A 17078-nucleotide genomic window follows, 5' to 3' on the forward strand; every position below is an offset into this window, starting at 1 on the left:
ATATTTTAAAGTGTAAATATATAACGATATAACAACATTAAACCCGAAACCAATACAAGAATATTGATAAACTTGAGGAAAACTTCCCTAGAAATTTTCAGTGTCACCTGGCGACCCAAATAGACTCCCAACAGCATCGCTGGAATAAATACCAGTATCAATAACAAAAATGAAGTATCCAGATAAAAACCCATGACAATAAAAATAATCACCCTTGTCATGGTACTAAAACCAATTAAAGTCGTCTGAGTAATTCTGAAAACTTCCTTATCTGGTATCCGCCCCGCGAGATAAATTGCATAAAGAAAACCACCACTACCAAATAGTGCACTAAAAATACCACCACCCAGACCAAATGGAATAGCGGCTTTAATTGGAAACTGACGATAAGTTTTACTCACAAACAGAGAATAAAGTGAATAGAAAACCACAAATAACCCCAATACCAAAACTAAAACATTGGGTCGAGCCATTAATAAAATAGTTGCTCCAATCAAGCTACCGATAATCATTAACGGAATAACTAATTTGATTTCACTGAATTCCGTTTTTTTACCTTCCCTAGCAAGATTAATCACTGCTGCGGTTAGATCTATCAAAGCTAACAAAGGGACAATTTTAGCTACCGGAATATAAAAAGCCAAAATCGGGCTGGCAATAAGTGCAGAACCAAACCCTGCCATACCAAAAACCAGATAAGCAAAGAAAACGACAAAAATGCAAATAATCAGATCAGACCATGTCAGTACATGTAGCATTTCTATTTCCTTGAAAATAGTTTTAAAACTAAAGTGATCGTTTTCCCTATATTAATAGTTTTTACTATCGCTTGTCAGGGCAATTTGCAAAAAAAAAGTGGGCGTACTAACAGGCTACGCAGTTAATATCATAAGTAAAACCGATATATCTTAGAGCAACGAAACCCACCTTCGATGGGTTTCAGACTGGTGACAAACCCCAATTATCTACACTTTTAGCTTTCAAGGGTTATATAACTGAAACAACTATTCTAACAATGGTGTTTGTGTATCCTTAGATAAAGCGGGTTTCAGCCGGGCCGGATCAATTCTGCACACTAACCCACGAATCATTTCCATGATCGACTTTTCCGAAAATGTTCTCCATTGCCCCACTTCATCCCGCCTCGCAATAACCAAACCTTTGGCGAAAGGCTCAGAAAAGAAAGTGAGTTCAAATGCAGCAGTTTCCATTCGATCACAATTCACTACATTGATCGTTCGTGAACTGTAAATAGACAAATTTTTTTCCTTCGAGATCACTCCAGGCTCTTTGTAATTATTAATTGTATAAAATTGACGAAGATGTGGATTATTATTGTAGGCTGAAATCCCCTCAAAAGAAAAATAGGTTGTGGCCCTGTCATTATCAAGTAATTTAACCACATTAGGCGGCTTCACTGCCTGCGTTGCATGATTGGCACAGCCAGCTAACAGTGATATTCCAGCGACAATAAATAAACGTTTCATTATTGATTCCCTGCTGCGATATCCGGTCGTTCTTGATAAAGTAATGCCTGATCGATACTGCCCTGAATGGAACAATGTAATATCGATTTCCCATTTCTGCTACTAAGCATCAACAATTTCTCCGCACTGCCCACCATCGGAGCAATTCCATCAGTCGTAGAAGGATTAGGTTGCCAAGACTCATCCTGCTTGAGTTTAATCTGCGGATTGGCAATGTAGAGATCGCCGCTGTGCTGCCAGTGTATTTCTGGTGTCGCAGCAACAACAGCCTCCATCGGTTCGTTGATTAAAAATCCCCAAAAATAGTATTTTCCCAATTTATCTAGATCATCAAACTGCTCATAATAACCAGACAGTGTCAATTTTTTATCGTGGATGGGTTGAGTGAAAAATGCAATTCTTACTTCCTTATCCTTCACCGGAATCCAGGCATTCCCTTTATTATCATGCTCAACATTCACTACTTTACTCAAAGCTGCACGATGCTGATAAAGTGTTTGGAAGAATTGCGGATCACACTGAAGCAAACTGTCAGTCAACGTCGCCGCCCCAACCGTATTAACAGAAGTCCCCAAAACCGCAGTCATCAATAAAGATTTAAAAACAGACATAATTTTCCTTTAATATTTTTTGCCGTCAGTGGCAATTATTGCATATATACAGAATGATCATTGAAAAAAAATCTAAAAAAATTGAAAATTCAATTATCACTTTAGAAAACCCAAAATTATTTTTTAATAAAAAATACCGTCAAAAATACCAGTAAATATCGTTCCTAAAGTCACATCTTATATCGCTAAACGCAACCATTATAGGAATATTATCTATTTTATCAAGCAATATCACCATACTTAACGCCCGTATTCCTTGGAAATGCGTTTTTGAGCCGTTAAAAAACCTTTCAGTAGTTTATGAAATTACTTAATTGCTTTTATTACACACAATTACTCAAAAAAGTTACAAGTTCAACTTAATTGAGCAAGGCCATAGGCTTAATTCTGAGGATTTATCTTTCGACGGAGTGACAAGAGAAAAACAGGGAGACAAAGTTAACAATTATTTTTATTCAAAAATAAAAACTATGATATTGAAATTATTTCCAATCAAAACAATAAAGATGTTACTACATAATAAAAAACGAATTTCTCATTAGTTTATATTTCAAAGAAAAAACATGAACTATATTAAATATCTGTAAAAATAAAAACAAACAAATCATATATTATTTATGCTTATCAGAATAATTTTATCACCACTAAAACAAACATAATATTTATTTGCCCTAGTTGCTTTAAGATGTTATTTATTTTTTATAAATCCTGGACGATTTGTATATACCCAATAAATTTCGAGTTGCAGCGCGGCGGCAAGTGAACGAATCCCCAGGAGCATAGATAACTATGTGACTGGGGTGAGAGAAAGCAGCCAACAAAGCAGCAACTTGAAGGATGAAGGGTATAGTCGAATATCTCAATGTTATTAGCATTTTTCTTAAGAGGAAATTATTATGGAATTTCAACAAATTGGACAAATGAGCCTGAAAAATTCAGGAGGATTTGTTGCCAGAATACAATTTAGTTATATTGATGCTAACGGTGAAAAATATTTAAGTAAACAAGGTGATGATATTACTCTTGGCGTAACAAAGACTATTGACCCAGGTGATCTTGGGGTTCCTGATGGAGCGATGGTTTATATGCATGTGTTTGTAGTATGGGGTCGTGATAATGAAGCTCATCAAGTTTTTGCATACAACAAAGGAAATAAAACCATCGCCAACTATATGATTAGTGGCACAACATTAAATAATGATCTTGGCTTGATCGATGTTACCCAGTAATACATATAGGCTCTGCTTATGCAGGGCCTTATAAGCTAAAAATCTACTTTACTTGTCTAGATAAATCTTATCTATTCCATACATACCTGTGTAAAAAATTTACTTTAACAAATTAAATGATAAAGTTTAAGAAATAAACCTTTAACTTATGGCAAGTTTTATATAAATAATTTACTCATTTAAATATCTAAACTTAACATGATAATCACCCAATTTTTATCATCATTTTTCAACTAAAGCTAAATCGCTGATAAAATTAACGCTAAAATCAATCCGGAATTTTCCCTTAATAATAAACCGAATAAATTTTCAAACATATAATGAGAATAACATTATCTCGTTTATTCCAATTAAAGGATTTATTATCCGTAAAAACATAAAGAGAATACCTTATTAAAACTATTCAGGATTGCTGGTAAAACCGCGTCATTAAAGCTAAAACCGGCTATGATTAATGTGCATTAAACGTAAAACACTATATGCCATGATGATTAAATTTGCTAAAAATCAGGCGTTAAAAGTGGTTAAAACAACGGTTAAAACAACGGTTAAAACAACGGTTAAAACAACGGTTAAAACAACGGTTAAAACAACGGTTAAAACAACGGTTAAAACAACGGTTAAAACAACGGTTAAAACAATGGTTAAAACAATGGTTAAAACAATGGTTAAAACAATGGTTAAAACAATGGTTAAAACAATGGTTAAAACAATGGTTAAAACAATGGTTAAAACAATGGTTAAAACAATGGTTAAAACAATGGTTAAAACAATGGTTAAAACAATGGTTAAAACAATGGTTAAAACAATGGTTAAAACAATGGTTAAAACAATGGTTAAAACAATGGTTAAAACAATGGTTAAAACAATGGTTAAAACAATGGTTAAAACTTTATCCCGATTAAAACCAAGGATTAATACTATGACTTTTAAAACAATTTAAAACTGGTTTATTATAAAACCATCAGTGAAAAATGAAAAACAAAAATTAACGTGGTGAATACTTATATCTCTTTTTGGAAAAAAGAAAAATAATAATATGAGTCGTTTAATCAGAAAATGTATTTTACAAAAGGGAATGATTTTATTAACGCTTTCAATCTGAAGTAAACTTTGTCGTAGATAGATTAAATAGTCGTAATTAACATCTTATTATCTATAAAAACAAATAAGAGATTAATTTTCAATAAAAATTTTCTGATAATTTTTTCCTAAGTTATTAATTAACTCTTCAATATTAACTGCCATTATTTATTCCGAAAATCTGGTGCTTAATAGCGCAAAATGCCGATATTGAATATGGGTAGCGGTTTATTATCCTATACCCAATGATTGTCTCAACTTGCCCAAGTAAATCATGGGAGAATTGTATATAAACACGGATAACGGTTTATTAACTGTTATCCAATAAAAGAGAAATATTACAGAAAGCATTTATGCAAAATGTTCAAATATTAATGCATGCCCCCGTAGATCAGCCAAATAGAGAAAACGAATTTCTGTATTAGGATATTGTTCACTCAGCTTATGTGTATATGAATCATATCCGCCAACGATACCAATGACAGGGATTTTCTCTGGACTACCAACAGAATTAGGTTCTCCCATATCTTGCTCTTGAATCTTTTCTCCGTAGGTTCTTATCAAATACTCTCTTAACGCTGCCTTAGAAGGAATATGATCAATATCCATTCCATCATTACGGCTACGTCCAGCCAGATCCTGATATTCTCCCACTTCAAACCATTTCACCGGCGGCATATTCGGGATGGGAAGTACCAGAATATAATCGCGGAAATCCTTTTCCTCATTTACCGAATCCCGGTTATTCCTTAAAGCCAGGTTTGCCGTTTTGAGCTCACCATTCTTTTATAACTTTAAGCACACCTTCAGGGCTATCTTCAACGCCTTCCTCTGGGTAAAATATTAAATCACCACCAGAGGGATGCTCTGAAATTCTTTCAAACTCATCTATAGCTTCTGATTCTTCATCTTCTGTTCTAAAATTACCATTAAATATTTTCTCTATTAAAGATAGAAATTCATTTTCAGTAATATTCTTTGCATCATTTTCCATAGTTTATTCACCTCTACTATGTAATTCACCATGTTTCTTTGGAGTAACAACATTAATATTATCAATATGATAAATATCACCACCTTCTGAAACAGGTTTTTTATGATGTAACTCATATTTCTTCTTTTTTCCTCTCCATTCGTTTTTCCTTGGAGCTGGAGCCTTTCCTTTTTTCATATTCCCTATATTTGCAGCTTTAAATTGCTTAGACAACTCAGGATCATTAGCAACCTCTTTCCAAAACGCCTTTCTGAAATCATCAAAGCTATTAAATCTCTTCCCACGTAATTTATCCGCTATCTGACTGGGAATGGGCGCTCCCATACCTTGTCCTGCGCGACTTAACCAATTTCCTTCGATTTTTGCCCCCGACCAGTAACTACGCCCGGTTGATTTCGGGGAGTATTGAACATCACATAAATTGGTTTCATGCCTGAACCGGCAGGAAAGACCAGAATATAATCGCGGAAATCCTTTTCTTCCGGCATCGGTAGCGATTCAATATCGCTGCCCACTCTATCCGGGATCGGCAATACGGTTATTTGCGATGGAATAAACGGCGGTTCTTCATTCCCGGTATGGGCCGGAACTTTAAATTCCTGTTCGTTCGGCGTCCATAAAATTGTCGGCCTGTTCTCTCCCGGCTCCCAGAACTCGTAATTCCCCGTGGTCTGGTTCAATCTCATCACATGAACCGGCACTTCATCCAGCCCACTTTCCGGGCTAACGTGATACCCCTGAACCGTCATCCTGCCGCTTTCTTCATCTCTGATCCAGCGGAAACGAACACGAGTCGGCGCTTTACCAAACTGTTCGGCTATTTGCCTGAGTTGATACTGACTGAGATAATCCTCCTCACCCTGATTCAGCGACGGCGAATAGAACAGTCCCATTAGCCCCACCGTTACCGGATTCGGGGCCACCAGCCAGCGTCCAGCACTGATAGCACTACCACCGATGTAACGCATCGCCAGCACTTCCCCTTCCGCTACCGCGCTGCGGGCAGTCGCAGCCATAGCGGTCGCGGCGGCTTCGGTTTTATCTTTGCCATCACTCAACCACCGTTTATACCACGGTAATTTTTTATCCTGCGGTTTATCCGGCTCCGGCGGGTGTTTCTTATTTGGTGGCGGTGGTTCGGGTTTCGGCGGTGTCACCGACGCAGGCGATGACGAAACCTGATAGATCCCCATGCACCCGAAATTATCCGCGGGTTCCGCGTCGGTTCCAGCATCAGTACAGCCTTTACCCCGCAGACAAGACTTGGTAAACACCGGGGTTGGCGGCGGGGCTTTTATCACCGGAGGCAGACCGGACTGCACGTTTTCCGCTCCCTTAACCGGCGATGAGATATTCTGAGCCGCCATATTAACCGGCGCTGTGGCCGGATGATTGGGCTGCTCCTGTTTTTCGTAACTGTCCCTCTCCGAATTAATAAACCGGGCCCGACAGGGGCAGGTACTGACACTGTCCAATGTGCCCGCCAGTTTTCGCCCCATGTCAAACACATCTGAAACACCCCCGACAATCATATAAGTACCGGGATGTTTACCACAGGTCACCTTATCCCCTTCACGCGCGGTTGCCCGCCCATTAAATGTCATAGTGTGGTCACCGGTAATAATCTGGCCGCCACAGGTCGTCTTATCACCAACGAGCAAAAAATATCCTATTGCCATCTATTCGCTTCTCCATCGGCTGACCACATGAAGAATGGGTTTAACTGAAATCACCATCATATTTTTACCACTTGTGAGTTAACAGATGGTTAATAATGCATCGAATTTAACTTAAGGTATATAAGAACAGTCCGAAAATGGCGGATTTTATCGCCTCAAACACATGCAATAACTTATGTTTTATAACCATTTATAAACGTATTATTAACATCAAAGCCTGTAGAAGGGGGATAGACGAGGTACAACTGAAGTTATCTATGCTCCTGGGGATGTGTTCACTTGCTGCCGCGCTGCAACTCGAAATCTATTAGGTATACATCCCCCACTATTCAGGAGATACTTGTTTTATACCCATTCGTCAGAAAGAGAAAAAACGCATTCTCACTCAGATCAGGAGGATCAAAGGCCAGATTGAAGCACAGAAAACCTCAATCTAAGATGCCGTTTTCTCTGATCCGAACATATCTTCGCTGACAAACCGACTGACTTTATTAATCTGTATTCGCGAACACATGGCACTGTCTATTCAAAAGGAAAGATTATGAAATCACGAGCCGCTGTTGCATTTGGACCAAGTCAACCCCTTGAAATCGTTGAAATTGATGTTGCCCCGCCCCAAGCCGGTGAAGTATTGGTCAAAATCAGCCATACCGGTGTGTGTCACACGGATGCCTTCACCCTGTCAGGGGATGATCCGGAAGGCGTTTTTCCTGTCATACTCGGACATGAAGGCGCGGGCGTAGTCGTTGAGGTTGGCGAAGGCGTCACCAGTGTCAAACCCGGTGATCACGTTATCCCTCTTTATACCGCAGAATGCGGGGAATGCCTGTTTTGTAAATCAGGAAAAACCAACCTGTGCGTAGCTGTGCGCGCAACTCAGGGGAAAGGTGTCATGCCGGATGGCACAACCCGTTTTTCCTACAAAGGGCAACCTATTTATCATTATATGGGATGCTCCACATTCAGCGAATATACAGTCGTAGCCGAAGTATCACTGGCAAAAATCAATCCGAAAGCAAACCACGAAGAAGTATGCCTGCTGGGCTGTGGCGTCACTACCGGCATCGGTGCAGTGCACAATACTGCCAAAGTGCAACCCGGTGATTCCGTCGCCGTCTTTGGGCTCGGCGGCATTGGCCTTGCCGTGATCCAAGGCGCTCGTCAGGCAAAAGCTGGCAAGATCATTGCCATCGATACAAACCCGGCAAAATTTGAGCTGGCCAGACAATTCGGTGCAACCGACTGCCTGAACCCAAATGATTACGACAAACCTATTCAACAAGTCATTATCGAGATGACGGAATGGGGTGTGGATCATACCTTCGAGTGTATTGGTAATGTCAATGTCATGCGTGCCGCGCTCGAAAGTGCACACCGTGGCTGGGGGCAATCAGTGATTATTGGCGTGGCCGGTGCAGGACAAGAAATTTCAACCCGACCATTCCAACTAGTCACTGGCCGTTCATGGCGAGGCACCGCCTTTGGCGGTGTTAAAGGCCGCAGTCAGTTGCCTAAAATGGTGGAAGAGGCAATGAAAGGTGAAATTGAGTTAAAACCCTTTGTTACTCACACCTTGCCGCTTGAGCGCATCAATGAAGCATTCGATTTGATGCATGAGGGAAAATCGATTCGCACAGTCATCTATTACTAAGCTGTTTTGCCGGAGTTAAAAACCGTGCTGTGACAGACGGTTTTTAACGTGAAATAAGTGAACGAGTAAGTTTTACAGAAGAGGAAAAGAATGAAGAGGATTGAACGCCACGCTTGTTTTGGAGGATGGCAGGATGTTTATCAGCACGAATCGGCTGTGCTTGGTTGTACCATGAATTTTTCTGTCTACCTTCCTCCTCAAGCTGAACGTCAGAAATTACCGGTACTGTACTGGCTCTCAGGCTTAACATGCAATGAGCAGAATTTCATCACTAAAGCGGGAGCTCAACGTTACGCTGCCGAACAGGGGATTATCCTTGTCGCTCCAGATACCAGCCCTCGTGGTGAAAAAGTTGCTGATGATAACGCTTATGATTTAGGTCAGGGAGCCGGTTTTTACCTCAACGCAACACAGGAACCTTGGGTACAACACTATCGCATGTACGATTATGTAGTGTCAGAACTACCGGCGCTGATCGAAGCAGATTTTCCGGCAACAACTGCTCGGGCCGTCAGTGGTCATTCTATGGGCGGCCATGGCGCATTGATGATTGCGCTACGCAATCCAGATCGTTACCGCAGTGTATCGGCCTTTTCACCCATTGTTGCTCCCTCCCAGGTTCCCTGGGGAGAAAAAGCTTTTTGCGCCTATTTGGGCGAAGATCGTGACACATGGAAAGCCTATGATACAGTCGAGCTACTAACCAATAGCGCTGAACCATTGCATGTATTAATTGATATTGGTACCGATGACCCATTTCTTGAAGAGCAGCTACGCCCTGAGCTGCTGAAAGATGTATGCGAGAGTACTGGGCATCCCTACATACTAAACCTACGCACCGGCTATGACCATAGCTACTATTTTGTTGCTAGTTTTATCGGCGAGCATATCACATATCATGCCAACGTATTAAAGGGGACTTGTTCTGGTAATTAATAAAAGGTTCTCAAGCCAATACCTTGGTAGCTATGCAGTCAATTTAATACGAACTCAGGTGAAAAGCCCTGCATTATGGGGTCAGTTCAATTTAACGGGGCATTAGATAAATCAGCTTACTAGTACTACAGCCATACTTCCTTATTTTCAACGGAAGAAACACTCATAGGCAAGCTAGATTCATGTGATTTCTTAGTAAATAAACGATTAACTTTGATTCAAAGTAATATCTTATGCCCTCCAAATCCGGGGGAGAACTTTTCAAAAACACAAAGAAATAATTAAGCAAGGTAGCCTTTTGAAAGGCTACCATATTAAATTATACCAGTTCACAATCTATGACCATTTTTTTGTAGCCAAGTTATCAACTTATCTCTCTCCCATCGTGGACTTTTACCAATATAAAAATCGGGTTTAGGAAATGATATACGATGAGGATGTTTCATCTGCCCCACTAAGTCTCCTATTCCGTTTCTAATAACATCTCCTGAATTTGGTTCATTCCGACGAGAATCCAAAGTATCAGATCTCATTCTTTCCAAAGTCCTCCTGCTGATGCTTAACATTTCACATACTTCATCAATAGTAAGATATTTCATTTCCTAATTCCTGTATTCCAGGATAAGTTATCAAAGGCGCAATTTGACGCAGATTGACGCATTAAATCAATATTATTTAGCCTAAGTTTCTTATACTTTAGCCTAAAAAATTGCCAAATCACACCTCACCTCACCTCACTAAAAAACAAAATGTCGCATATTGTCGCACTATTTCGCAGATTGACGCATAAATTGTTTAGGTGTAGCTTGAGATTTGAGTTCATCAAAAGCTCTAAGGGAAAACATGAAAGACCAATTTATAATGAAACGAAAACAAATTATCGTTTTAAGCAATCAGGAGTCTGTTGACAACGTCAATAAGGCTTGTGATCTAATGGAAAAATTGACTGGTAAACACTGGTCGGTCAACAAGTGGTTTAAGAAAAATGCCGCCCTAGCAGCCCAAACAAAAGGTGAAAAAAATGAGAAGTAAGAAAAAATCCAATAGAGCGAAGGTTGGTAAACCAATCTCAATGACATTTGGTGTAAACCAAAGAAGACTTATCTCCGATAAAGTAAATGAAAAAAATATCACCCCCAAAGATTTCATTATAAACTCAGGCATTGAAGCGGCTAAAACCTTGTTAGAGGCAAAATCATAATTTACGAGTATCGAGATGCTACTTTTTACCAGATAAAGGTAGTATCAATCCTAACTAACCATTAATTAAAGATATCTCGCAACCCACTATGAAGGCTTAACCATATGGGACTTGCAATGGCTGGCGCAAAGTAGGTTATTTCCCGCAACCAGCCTTTTCCTGACATGCTACATTCCTCTGCCTCTTTCGAGGTTCATAACCCATTACTGGGTAAGGATAAGTCAGGCTTGCAATAGGCACTCCAACAGCCTACGATTATCACAAAACAATATTACAACCAATTGTTTTACAAAGAAAAACTCAGAAATCAGAACGGAATATCATCATCAAAATCCATTGGCGGTTCATTACTTTGTGGAGCAAAGGATTGAGCAGGGCGAGAAGGAGCACCGCCGCCGCTGAACTGCTGAGATTGTTGTGGTTGTAATTGTGGCTGCTGTGGCTGTCCCCAACCACCGCCTTGTGGTTGTCCCTCCTGGAAACTACCACCCGCTCGACCACCCAACATTTGCATGGTACCACCCATGTTTACCACCACTTCAGTGGTGTAACGATCCTGGCCGTTCTGATCCTGCCATTTGCGAGTTTGCAGAGAGCCTTCAATATAAACTTGTGAACCTTTACGCAGATATTCACCCGCAACTTCTGCCAGTTTGCCGAATAAAACAACCCGGTGCCATTCAGTCTTTTCTTTCATCTCGCCGGTTTGTTTATCGCGCCAGCTTTCAGAAGTCGCCAGAGTAATGTTGGTAACTGCGCCACCGTTCGGCATGTAGCGAACTTCAGGGTCCTGCCCCAGATTACCAATTAAAATAACTTTGTTTATGCCTCTGCTGGCCATTGGGAATACTCCTGATGAAATGAATTTCTACAATTATTAAGCAACGCAGTTTAACATGCGACGCTAAAAATGAAACGTGACCGCTTTAAAGCGGACTTTGCGAAGCTTACCGTATTTTCATACTGTACTTATTACATTATTTCACTTAAATACTGTATATCTAATCAGTCAACTCTGTGTAATAATAACTCACTTTTTATTATTTACACCCAATAGATTTCGAGTTACAGCACGGCGGCAAATGAGCGAATCCCCAAGAGCATAGATAACGATGTGACTGGGGTGAGTGAAAGGCAGCTAACAAAGCAGCAGCTTGAAAGATAAAGGGTATATGCACGTATGAATCATCCGGGAAATAGTTCATGGATAACATCGAAGTTCGGGGCGCACGTACCCACAATCTCAAAAATATCAATCTGATAATTCCCCGAGACAAGCTGATCGTTATCACGGGTTTGTCCGGTTCTGGTAAGTCTTCTCTAGCATTTGATACGCTTTATGCAGAAGGGCAGCGTCGTTATGTTGAATCACTTTCAGCCTATGCGCGCCAGTTTCTATCACTGATGGAGAAACCCGATGTTGACCATATTGAGGGACTATCCCCGGCTATTTCTATTGAGCAAAAATCTACTTCTCACAACCCACGTTCAACCGTAGGGACAATTACCGAAATTCATGATTATCTACGTTTGCTGTTTGCCCGCGTAGGCGAACCACGTTGCCCTGACCACGATATCCCATTGACGGCACAGACTGTCAGCCAAATGGTAGATAATGTGCTAGCACTGCCAGAAGGTAATCGCTTGATGTTGCTGGCACCCATTGTCAAAGAGCGCAAAGGCGAACACACTAAATTACTGGATAATCTGGCAGCACAAGGTTATATCCGCGCGCGCATTGATGGCGAAGTCTGTGACTTATCCGATCCACCAAAACTGGAATTACAGAAGAAACATACCATTGAAGTGGTCATTGATCGCTTTAAAGTTCGTGCCGATCTGGCGCAGCGTCTGGCTGAATCTTTTGAAACCGCTCTGGAACTTTCAGGCGGTACAGCTATTGTCGCTGATATGGATAACGCTCAGGCTGAGGAACTGATTTTCTCCGCCAATTTTGCGTGTCCAACATGTGGCTACAGCATGAGTGAACTGGAACCTCGCCTGTTCTCTTTTAACAACCCAGCCGGGGCTTGCCCAACTTGTGATGGTTTAGGCATTCAGCAATTTTTTGATCCTGACAGAGTCATTCAGAATGGTGATATCTCCCTCGCTGGTGGTGCAATTCGTGGCTGGGATCGCCGTAATTTCTACTATTTCCAGATGCTATGTTCACTGGCAGAGCATTATAAATTCGATATTGAAATACCTTTCAACTCCCTGAGCAGCAGTATTCAGAAAATAGTGTTGTACGGTTCCGGTAAACAATCCATCGAATTTAAATACATCAATGATCGCGGTGATACCACAATACGCAACCATCCATTCGAGGGTGTACTGCATAATATGGAACGCCGCTATAAAGAGACGGAATCTACGGCTGTCCGTGAAGAACTGGCGAAATACATCAGCAACCGTTCATGTATTTCCTGTCACGGAACCCGCTTACGTAAAGAAGCGCGTTACGTATTTATTGAGAATACAACCCTACCGGAAATCTCAGATTTTAGTATTGGCCATGCGATGGATTTCTTCCAAAATATTAAACTCAGCGGTCAACGTGCGCAAATTGCTGAGAAAGTATTAAAAGAGATCCGCGATCGTCTGAAATTCCTGGTTAATGTCGGTCTAAATTATCTGACCCTCTCCCGTTCTGCCGAAACACTGTCCGGGGGCGAAGCTCAGCGTATCCGTCTTGCCAGCCAAATTGGTGCCGGTCTGGTGGGAGTCATGTATGTACTTGATGAACCTTCCATCGGATTGCATCAGCGGGATAATGAACGCCTGCTGGAAACACTGATTCACTTGCGCAACTTGGGCAATACCGTGATTGTGGTTGAACATGATGAAGATGCCATCCGAGCGGCTGACCATATCATTGATATCGGCCCCGGTGCCGGTGTACACGGTGGCAAAATCGTCGCAGAAGGCACAGTTAAGGACATCATGGTAAGCCAAGATTCACTAACAGGTAAATTCCTGAGTGGTGAACGGGAAATTATGATTCCAGAAAAACGTATCCCGGCAGATCCGAAAAAAATGCTAAAACTGATTGGTGCCAAAGGTAATAACCTGAAAAATGTGATGTTCAATCTACCTGTCGGGTTATTCACGTGTATTACCGGGGTTTCTGGCTCCGGTAAATCAACGCTCATCAATGACACACTGTTCCCCATTGCCCAACGCCAATTGAATGGTGCGACCAATATCAATCCCGCTCCTTATATCGATATTCAAGGGTTGGAACATTTCGATAAAGTGATTGATATTGACCAGAGTCCGATAGGCCGAACCCCTCGTTCTAACCCGGCAACTTACACCGGCGTATTCACGCCAGTCCGTGAATTATTCTCTGGCGTACCGGAATCCCGCGCCCGTGGTTATACACCTGGACGATTCAGTTTTAACGTTAAAGGTGGACGCTGTGAAGCTTGTCAGGGTGATGGCGTGATTAAAGTAGAAATGCACTTCCTACCTGATATTTATGTACCTTGCGATCAATGTAAGGGTAAGCGTTATAACCGTGAAACATTGGAAATAAAATATAAAGGCAAGAATATCAATGAAGTGCTAAATATGACTATCGAAGAAGCCCGTGAATTCTTTGATGCGATTCCTGCTTTATCTCGTAAACTGCAAACATTAATAGATGTTGGCCTTTCCTACATTCGTCTGGGGCAATCAGCAACAACATTGTCAGGTGGTGAAGCTCAACGAGTAAAATTAGCACGCGAGTTATCCAAACGCGGCACAGGACAAACATTATATATTCTTGATGAGCCAACAACGGGTTTGCACTTTGCTGATATCCAGCAATTGCTGGCAGTTTTGCATCAGCTACGTGATCAAGGAAATACTATTGTGGTTATCGAGCACAATCTTGATGTTATTAAAACCGCTGACTGGATCATTGATCTTGGTCCTGAAGGAGGTAGCGGCGGCGGTGAAATTCTGGTTTCTGGCACCCCAGAAGAGGTCGCCGAATGTGAAAAATCACATACCGCCCGTTTCCTGAAACCTGTATTACAGAAAAAAGCATAATGTGCCCGTAGGGGCTTAGTCAGGCCCCTCTATTTCCTGGCAGCAACTTCACATATCGTTTTCCCAATAATGACAAGCAATTTTCGCCGCTAATTCAGCATTATTGAGTACTAATTGAATATTAGAAGACCGGCTATTACCTCCAGTCAACTCAGCCACTCTGGCCAACAAAAACGGCGTACACTCTTTTCCACTCACTCCCTGCTCAATGGACTCACGCACCGCCTGCTCGATAGCTGCATTAACTTCCTCTTCTGGCATGGCGTACTGCTCAGGGATTGGATTAGCAATCACTAATCCCCCTTGTAACCCAGTACGCCATTTTATCGCCATGACTTGGGCTATCTGTTCTGGGGAATCTAAACGAGCACTGACCGAAAATGGACTGGTACGGCAGAAAAACGCCGGTAAAGAGTCAGTCTGATAACCAATTAATGGTACACCATGAGTTTCAAGATATTCTGTTGTCAAGCCAAGATCCAGAATGGATTTAGCTCCAGCACAAACTACCGCAACACTGGTTTTAGCCAGTTCCTGCAAGTCGGCGGAAATATCAAAAGTATGTTCCGCTCCACGGTGTACACCACCAATACCGCCAGTAGCGAAAATTTTAATGCCCGCCATCTCAGCGATAATCATGGTAGAAGCCACCGTAGTCGCACCATTTTTCCCGGCAGCCATAACAAAAGGTAAATCACGGCGACTGACTTTCGTCACCTTGTAGCCCTCGCTACCCAAAAGCTCTATTTCTTCATGCGACAATCCTGCTTTCATCCGCCCATTGATAACAGCTATCGTTGCGGGAACAGCTCCATTTTCTCTGACTTTCTGTTCAACCTGTAATGCCACCTCCACATTCTGCGGATAGGGCATCCCTTGAGCAATAATAGTAGATTCAAACGCTACGACAGGTTGATTATTCGCTAAAGCCTCAGTAACTTCTGGAGAAATATCCAGATATTCATTTCCAATAGCGTGATTTTTCATGATCGTAATTCCAAAAGTTTTTGAACACTGCCATTCGACAGATTTGGATTATTGGTAAATTCGCAAGATAGCGTTAACGCAGAACATCCTTGAGCAAAGCGAACACTTTCAGCCAGCGTCATATCCTCCAACCAGCAGCTCACGAGCCCGGCCATCATAGCGTCGCCGGCACCTGTTACATTGACAATCTTGATATTTATGGGATGTGACCAACCAGCCACACCATCCTTTTCGCTGAAGTAGGCCCCTTCCATTCCCATACTGAGTACTAGCTGCTGCACGCCCTGATCGTGAAACCACTGTGCTACACCAGGAACATCAGAAAGATGGGTTATTTTCATGCCACTAAGCACCTCAGCTTCCAAGCGATTAGGTTTTAAGGTATGGATATAGGAAAGCCAATTTTTAATTTTAGGTGCTTTAAATGCAGATACCGGATCGACAAATACAGGGACTGTTCCGGCATTGGTAAACAGCCAGGTCAAAGCCTCTTCGGACAAATTGCAATCAACCACCAATACACCAGCATGTTGAATAAGATCACAATTATCCACCAACAACGATGGCGTCAGTTTTTCCAGGATATGCATGTCGTTAACGGCAACTAACATCTCACCACTGTCATCTAATAAAGAGATATAAGTTGAGGTATTCTCACCACAAAGCTTATAGCAATGATCGACGTTGACACCTGCACGTTTGGCCAAATCCAATAAAGTACTACCATAGAAATCATCACCAACAACAGAAATAAGATGACACTCTTTACCTAACAACGCGATATTTTGGGCAATATTTCTCCCCACACCACCAGGTGCACACTTTACTTTTCCTGGGTTAGAATCTTCATAAATTAATTTAGAAGATGCATAACCACAAACATCCATATTAATAGAGCCAACCACCACTACATAATTATGATCAGATAAAATATAACCTTTGCCCTTTATATACCCTTTATTCATTAAATTCATAATGTGACCAGCAACACCAGAACGGCTTATTCCTAAAATATTGGCAATTTCCTGCTGTGGGATCAACGGATCTTGTCTCAGAAGATACAATATTTGTTTTTCCCGGTTCGTCATTTGTAGGCACTTGTTTGTTTTTAAACATACGTTTGTTTTATGCGTGAAACACCAAACAGTAAAGAAAATTTTCTACTTTATAACGAAGTTGAGA

Annotated in this window: 16 protein-coding genes and 1 pseudogene; 7 read left to right on the plus strand and 10 right to left on the minus strand. The window is 41.3% G+C overall.

Annotated elements, in window-relative coordinates; genetic code table 11:
- Positions 1 to 5 precede the first annotated feature (5 nt).
- The 3 genes from BDD30_RS09735 to BDD30_RS09745 all read right to left on the minus strand — a co-directional run bounded on the left by BDD30_RS09735 (position 6) and on the right by BDD30_RS09745 (position 2098).
- Positions 6 to 758 (minus strand): sulfite exporter TauE/SafE family protein, encoded by a 753-nt coding sequence (locus BDD30_RS09735; RefSeq protein ID WP_015835977.1) that lies wholly within the window; start codon positions 756 to 758, stop codon positions 6 to 8.
- 246 nt (positions 759 to 1004) lie between these two features.
- The gene (locus tag BDD30_RS09740) at positions 1005 to 1487 is read right to left on the minus strand and encodes a surface-adhesin E family protein (protein WP_015835978.1); all 483 of its coding nucleotides are present in this window, start codon (positions 1485 to 1487) and stop codon (positions 1005 to 1007) included.
- Complete coding sequence (locus BDD30_RS09745) at positions 1487 to 2098, minus strand: hypothetical protein (protein WP_015835979.1); 612 nt, start codon at positions 2096 to 2098, stop codon at positions 1487 to 1489. The genes BDD30_RS09740 and BDD30_RS09745 overlap by 1 nt, the downstream gene beginning before the upstream one ends.
- A gap of 896 nt (positions 2099 to 2994) precedes the next feature.
- On the opposite strand from BDD30_RS09745, the gene BDD30_RS09755 reads away from it, so the two are divergent.
- Both BDD30_RS09755 and BDD30_RS09760 read left to right on the plus strand, forming a co-directional pair.
- Positions 2995 to 3327: a hypothetical protein gene (locus BDD30_RS09755; protein ID WP_015835980.1), complete on the plus strand. Its 333-nt coding sequence runs from the start codon at positions 2995 to 2997 to the stop codon at positions 3325 to 3327.
- 520 nt (positions 3328 to 3847) lie between these two features.
- Complete coding sequence (locus BDD30_RS09760) at positions 3848 to 4270, plus strand: hypothetical protein (protein ID WP_147408130.1); 423 nt, start codon at positions 3848 to 3850, stop codon at positions 4268 to 4270.
- 491 nt (positions 4271 to 4761) lie between these two features.
- Here BDD30_RS09760 and BDD30_RS24165 read toward each other — a convergent pair whose 3' ends face one another.
- The 3 genes and pseudogenes from BDD30_RS24165 to BDD30_RS09775 all read right to left on the minus strand — a co-directional run bounded on the left by BDD30_RS24165 (position 4762) and on the right by BDD30_RS09775 (position 7083).
- Entirely contained in the window at positions 4762 to 5079 is a 318-nt protein-coding gene (locus BDD30_RS24165; RefSeq protein ID WP_249039927.1) for a hypothetical protein, read from the minus strand.
- Positions 5080 to 5185: 106 nt separating this feature from the next.
- A complete protein-coding gene (locus tag BDD30_RS09770; RefSeq protein WP_015835983.1) occupies positions 5186 to 5404 on the minus strand; it encodes a bacteriocin immunity protein in 219 nt (72 codons plus the stop codon).
- A gap of 3 nt (positions 5405 to 5407) precedes the next feature.
- Positions 5408 to 7083: pseudogene (locus BDD30_RS09775) on the minus strand (S-type pyocin domain-containing protein).
- 541 nt (positions 7084 to 7624) lie between these two features.
- On the opposite strand from BDD30_RS09775, the gene BDD30_RS09780 reads away from it, so the two are divergent.
- Positions 7625 to 8734, plus strand: a complete 1110-nt coding sequence (locus BDD30_RS09780) for an S-(hydroxymethyl)glutathione dehydrogenase/class III alcohol dehydrogenase (protein ID WP_015835986.1) — start codon at positions 7625 to 7627, stop codon at positions 8732 to 8734.
- A gap of 90 nt (positions 8735 to 8824) precedes the next feature.
- Positions 8825 to 9670, plus strand: a complete 846-nt coding sequence (gene fghA, locus BDD30_RS09785; protein WP_015835987.1) for an S-formylglutathione hydrolase — start codon at positions 8825 to 8827, stop codon at positions 9668 to 9670.
- A 329-nt stretch (positions 9671 to 9999) separates the two neighbouring features.
- On the opposite strand, the gene BDD30_RS09790 is transcribed toward fghA, so the two are convergent.
- Positions 10000 to 10269: a helix-turn-helix transcriptional regulator gene (locus BDD30_RS09790; protein WP_041382484.1), complete on the minus strand. Its 270-nt coding sequence runs from the start codon at positions 10267 to 10269 to the stop codon at positions 10000 to 10002.
- A gap of 244 nt (positions 10270 to 10513) precedes the next feature.
- Here BDD30_RS09790 and BDD30_RS09795 point away from each other — a divergent pair, with 244 nt between their 5' ends.
- Both BDD30_RS09795 and BDD30_RS09800 read left to right on the plus strand, forming a co-directional pair.
- Positions 10514 to 10702 (plus strand): hypothetical protein, encoded by a 189-nt coding sequence (locus BDD30_RS09795; protein ID WP_041382486.1) that lies wholly within the window; start codon positions 10514 to 10516, stop codon positions 10700 to 10702.
- Positions 10692 to 10871 carry a hypothetical protein gene (locus BDD30_RS09800; protein ID WP_041382488.1) on the plus strand — a complete coding sequence of 60 codons (180 nt, stop codon included), beginning with the start codon at positions 10692 to 10694 and terminating at the stop codon, positions 10869 to 10871. Before BDD30_RS09795 ends, BDD30_RS09800 begins: the two co-directional genes overlap by 11 nt.
- Before the next feature lie 307 nt (positions 10872 to 11178).
- Here the strand turns inward: BDD30_RS09800 and BDD30_RS09805 are convergent, their stop codons facing one another.
- Positions 11179 to 11712, minus strand: a complete 534-nt coding sequence (locus tag BDD30_RS09805) for a single-stranded DNA-binding protein (protein ID WP_015835988.1) — start codon at positions 11710 to 11712, stop codon at positions 11179 to 11181.
- A 362-nt stretch (positions 11713 to 12074) separates the two neighbouring features.
- Here BDD30_RS09805 and uvrA point away from each other — a divergent pair, with 362 nt between their 5' ends.
- Complete coding sequence (gene uvrA / locus BDD30_RS09810; RefSeq protein WP_015835989.1) at positions 12075 to 14909, plus strand: excinuclease ABC subunit UvrA; 2835 nt, start codon at positions 12075 to 12077, stop codon at positions 14907 to 14909.
- 48 nt (positions 14910 to 14957) lie between these two features.
- Here the strand turns inward: uvrA and BDD30_RS09815 are convergent, their stop codons facing one another.
- Both BDD30_RS09815 and BDD30_RS09820 read right to left on the minus strand, forming a co-directional pair.
- Complete coding sequence (locus BDD30_RS09815; protein ID WP_015835990.1) at positions 14958 to 15896, minus strand: pseudouridine-5'-phosphate glycosidase; 939 nt, start codon at positions 15894 to 15896, stop codon at positions 14958 to 14960.
- Positions 15893 to 16984: a PfkB family carbohydrate kinase gene (locus BDD30_RS09820; protein ID WP_015835991.1), complete on the minus strand. Its 1092-nt coding sequence runs from the start codon at positions 16982 to 16984 to the stop codon at positions 15893 to 15895. The genes BDD30_RS09815 and BDD30_RS09820 overlap by 4 nt, the downstream gene beginning before the upstream one ends.
- Positions 16985 to 17078: the final 94 nt, after the last annotated feature.

It is taken from the genome of Photorhabdus asymbiotica (assembly GCF_003634575.1).
Classification (GTDB): Bacteria; Pseudomonadota; Gammaproteobacteria; order Enterobacterales; family Enterobacteriaceae; genus Photorhabdus; species Photorhabdus asymbiotica.

Bases quoted from the DNA above. Each gene is read 5' to 3' on its own strand.
- BDD30_RS09735 (WP_015835977.1), bottom strand. From the start codon at position 758: ATGCTACATGTACTGACATGGTCTGATCTGATTATTTGCATTTTTGTC.
- BDD30_RS09740 (WP_015835978.1), bottom strand. From the start codon at position 1,487: ATGAAACGTTTATTTATTGTCGCTGGAATATCACTGTTAGCTGGCTGT.
- BDD30_RS09745 (WP_015835979.1), bottom strand. From the start codon at position 2,098: ATGTCTGTTTTTAAATCTTTATTGATGACTGCGGTTTTGGGGACTTCT.
- BDD30_RS09755 (WP_015835980.1), top strand. From the start codon at position 2,995: ATGGAATTTCAACAAATTGGACAAATGAGCCTGAAAAATTCAGGAGGA.
- BDD30_RS09770 (WP_015835983.1), bottom strand. From the start codon at position 5,404: ATGGAAAATGATGCAAAGAATATTACTGAAAATGAATTTCTATCTTTA.
- BDD30_RS09780 (WP_015835986.1), top strand. From the start codon at position 7,625: ATGAAATCACGAGCCGCTGTTGCATTTGGACCAAGTCAACCCCTTGAA.
- fghA (WP_015835987.1), top strand. From the start codon at position 8,825: ATGAAGAGGATTGAACGCCACGCTTGTTTTGGAGGATGGCAGGATGTT.
- BDD30_RS09790 (WP_041382484.1), bottom strand. From the start codon at position 10,269: ATGAAATATCTTACTATTGATGAAGTATGTGAAATGTTAAGCATCAGC.
- BDD30_RS09795 (WP_041382486.1), top strand. From the start codon at position 10,514: ATGAAAGACCAATTTATAATGAAACGAAAACAAATTATCGTTTTAAGC.
- BDD30_RS09800 (WP_041382488.1), top strand. From the start codon at position 10,692: ATGAGAAGTAAGAAAAAATCCAATAGAGCGAAGGTTGGTAAACCAATC.
- BDD30_RS09805 (WP_015835988.1), bottom strand. From the start codon at position 11,712: ATGGCCAGCAGAGGCATAAACAAAGTTATTTTAATTGGTAATCTGGGG.
- uvrA (WP_015835989.1), top strand. From the start codon at position 12,075: ATGGATAACATCGAAGTTCGGGGCGCACGTACCCACAATCTCAAAAAT.
- BDD30_RS09815 (WP_015835990.1), bottom strand. From the start codon at position 15,896: ATGAAAAATCACGCTATTGGAAATGAATATCTGGATATTTCTCCAGAA.
- BDD30_RS09820 (WP_015835991.1), bottom strand. From the start codon at position 16,984: ATGACGAACCGGGAAAAACAAATATTGTATCTTCTGAGACAAGATCCG.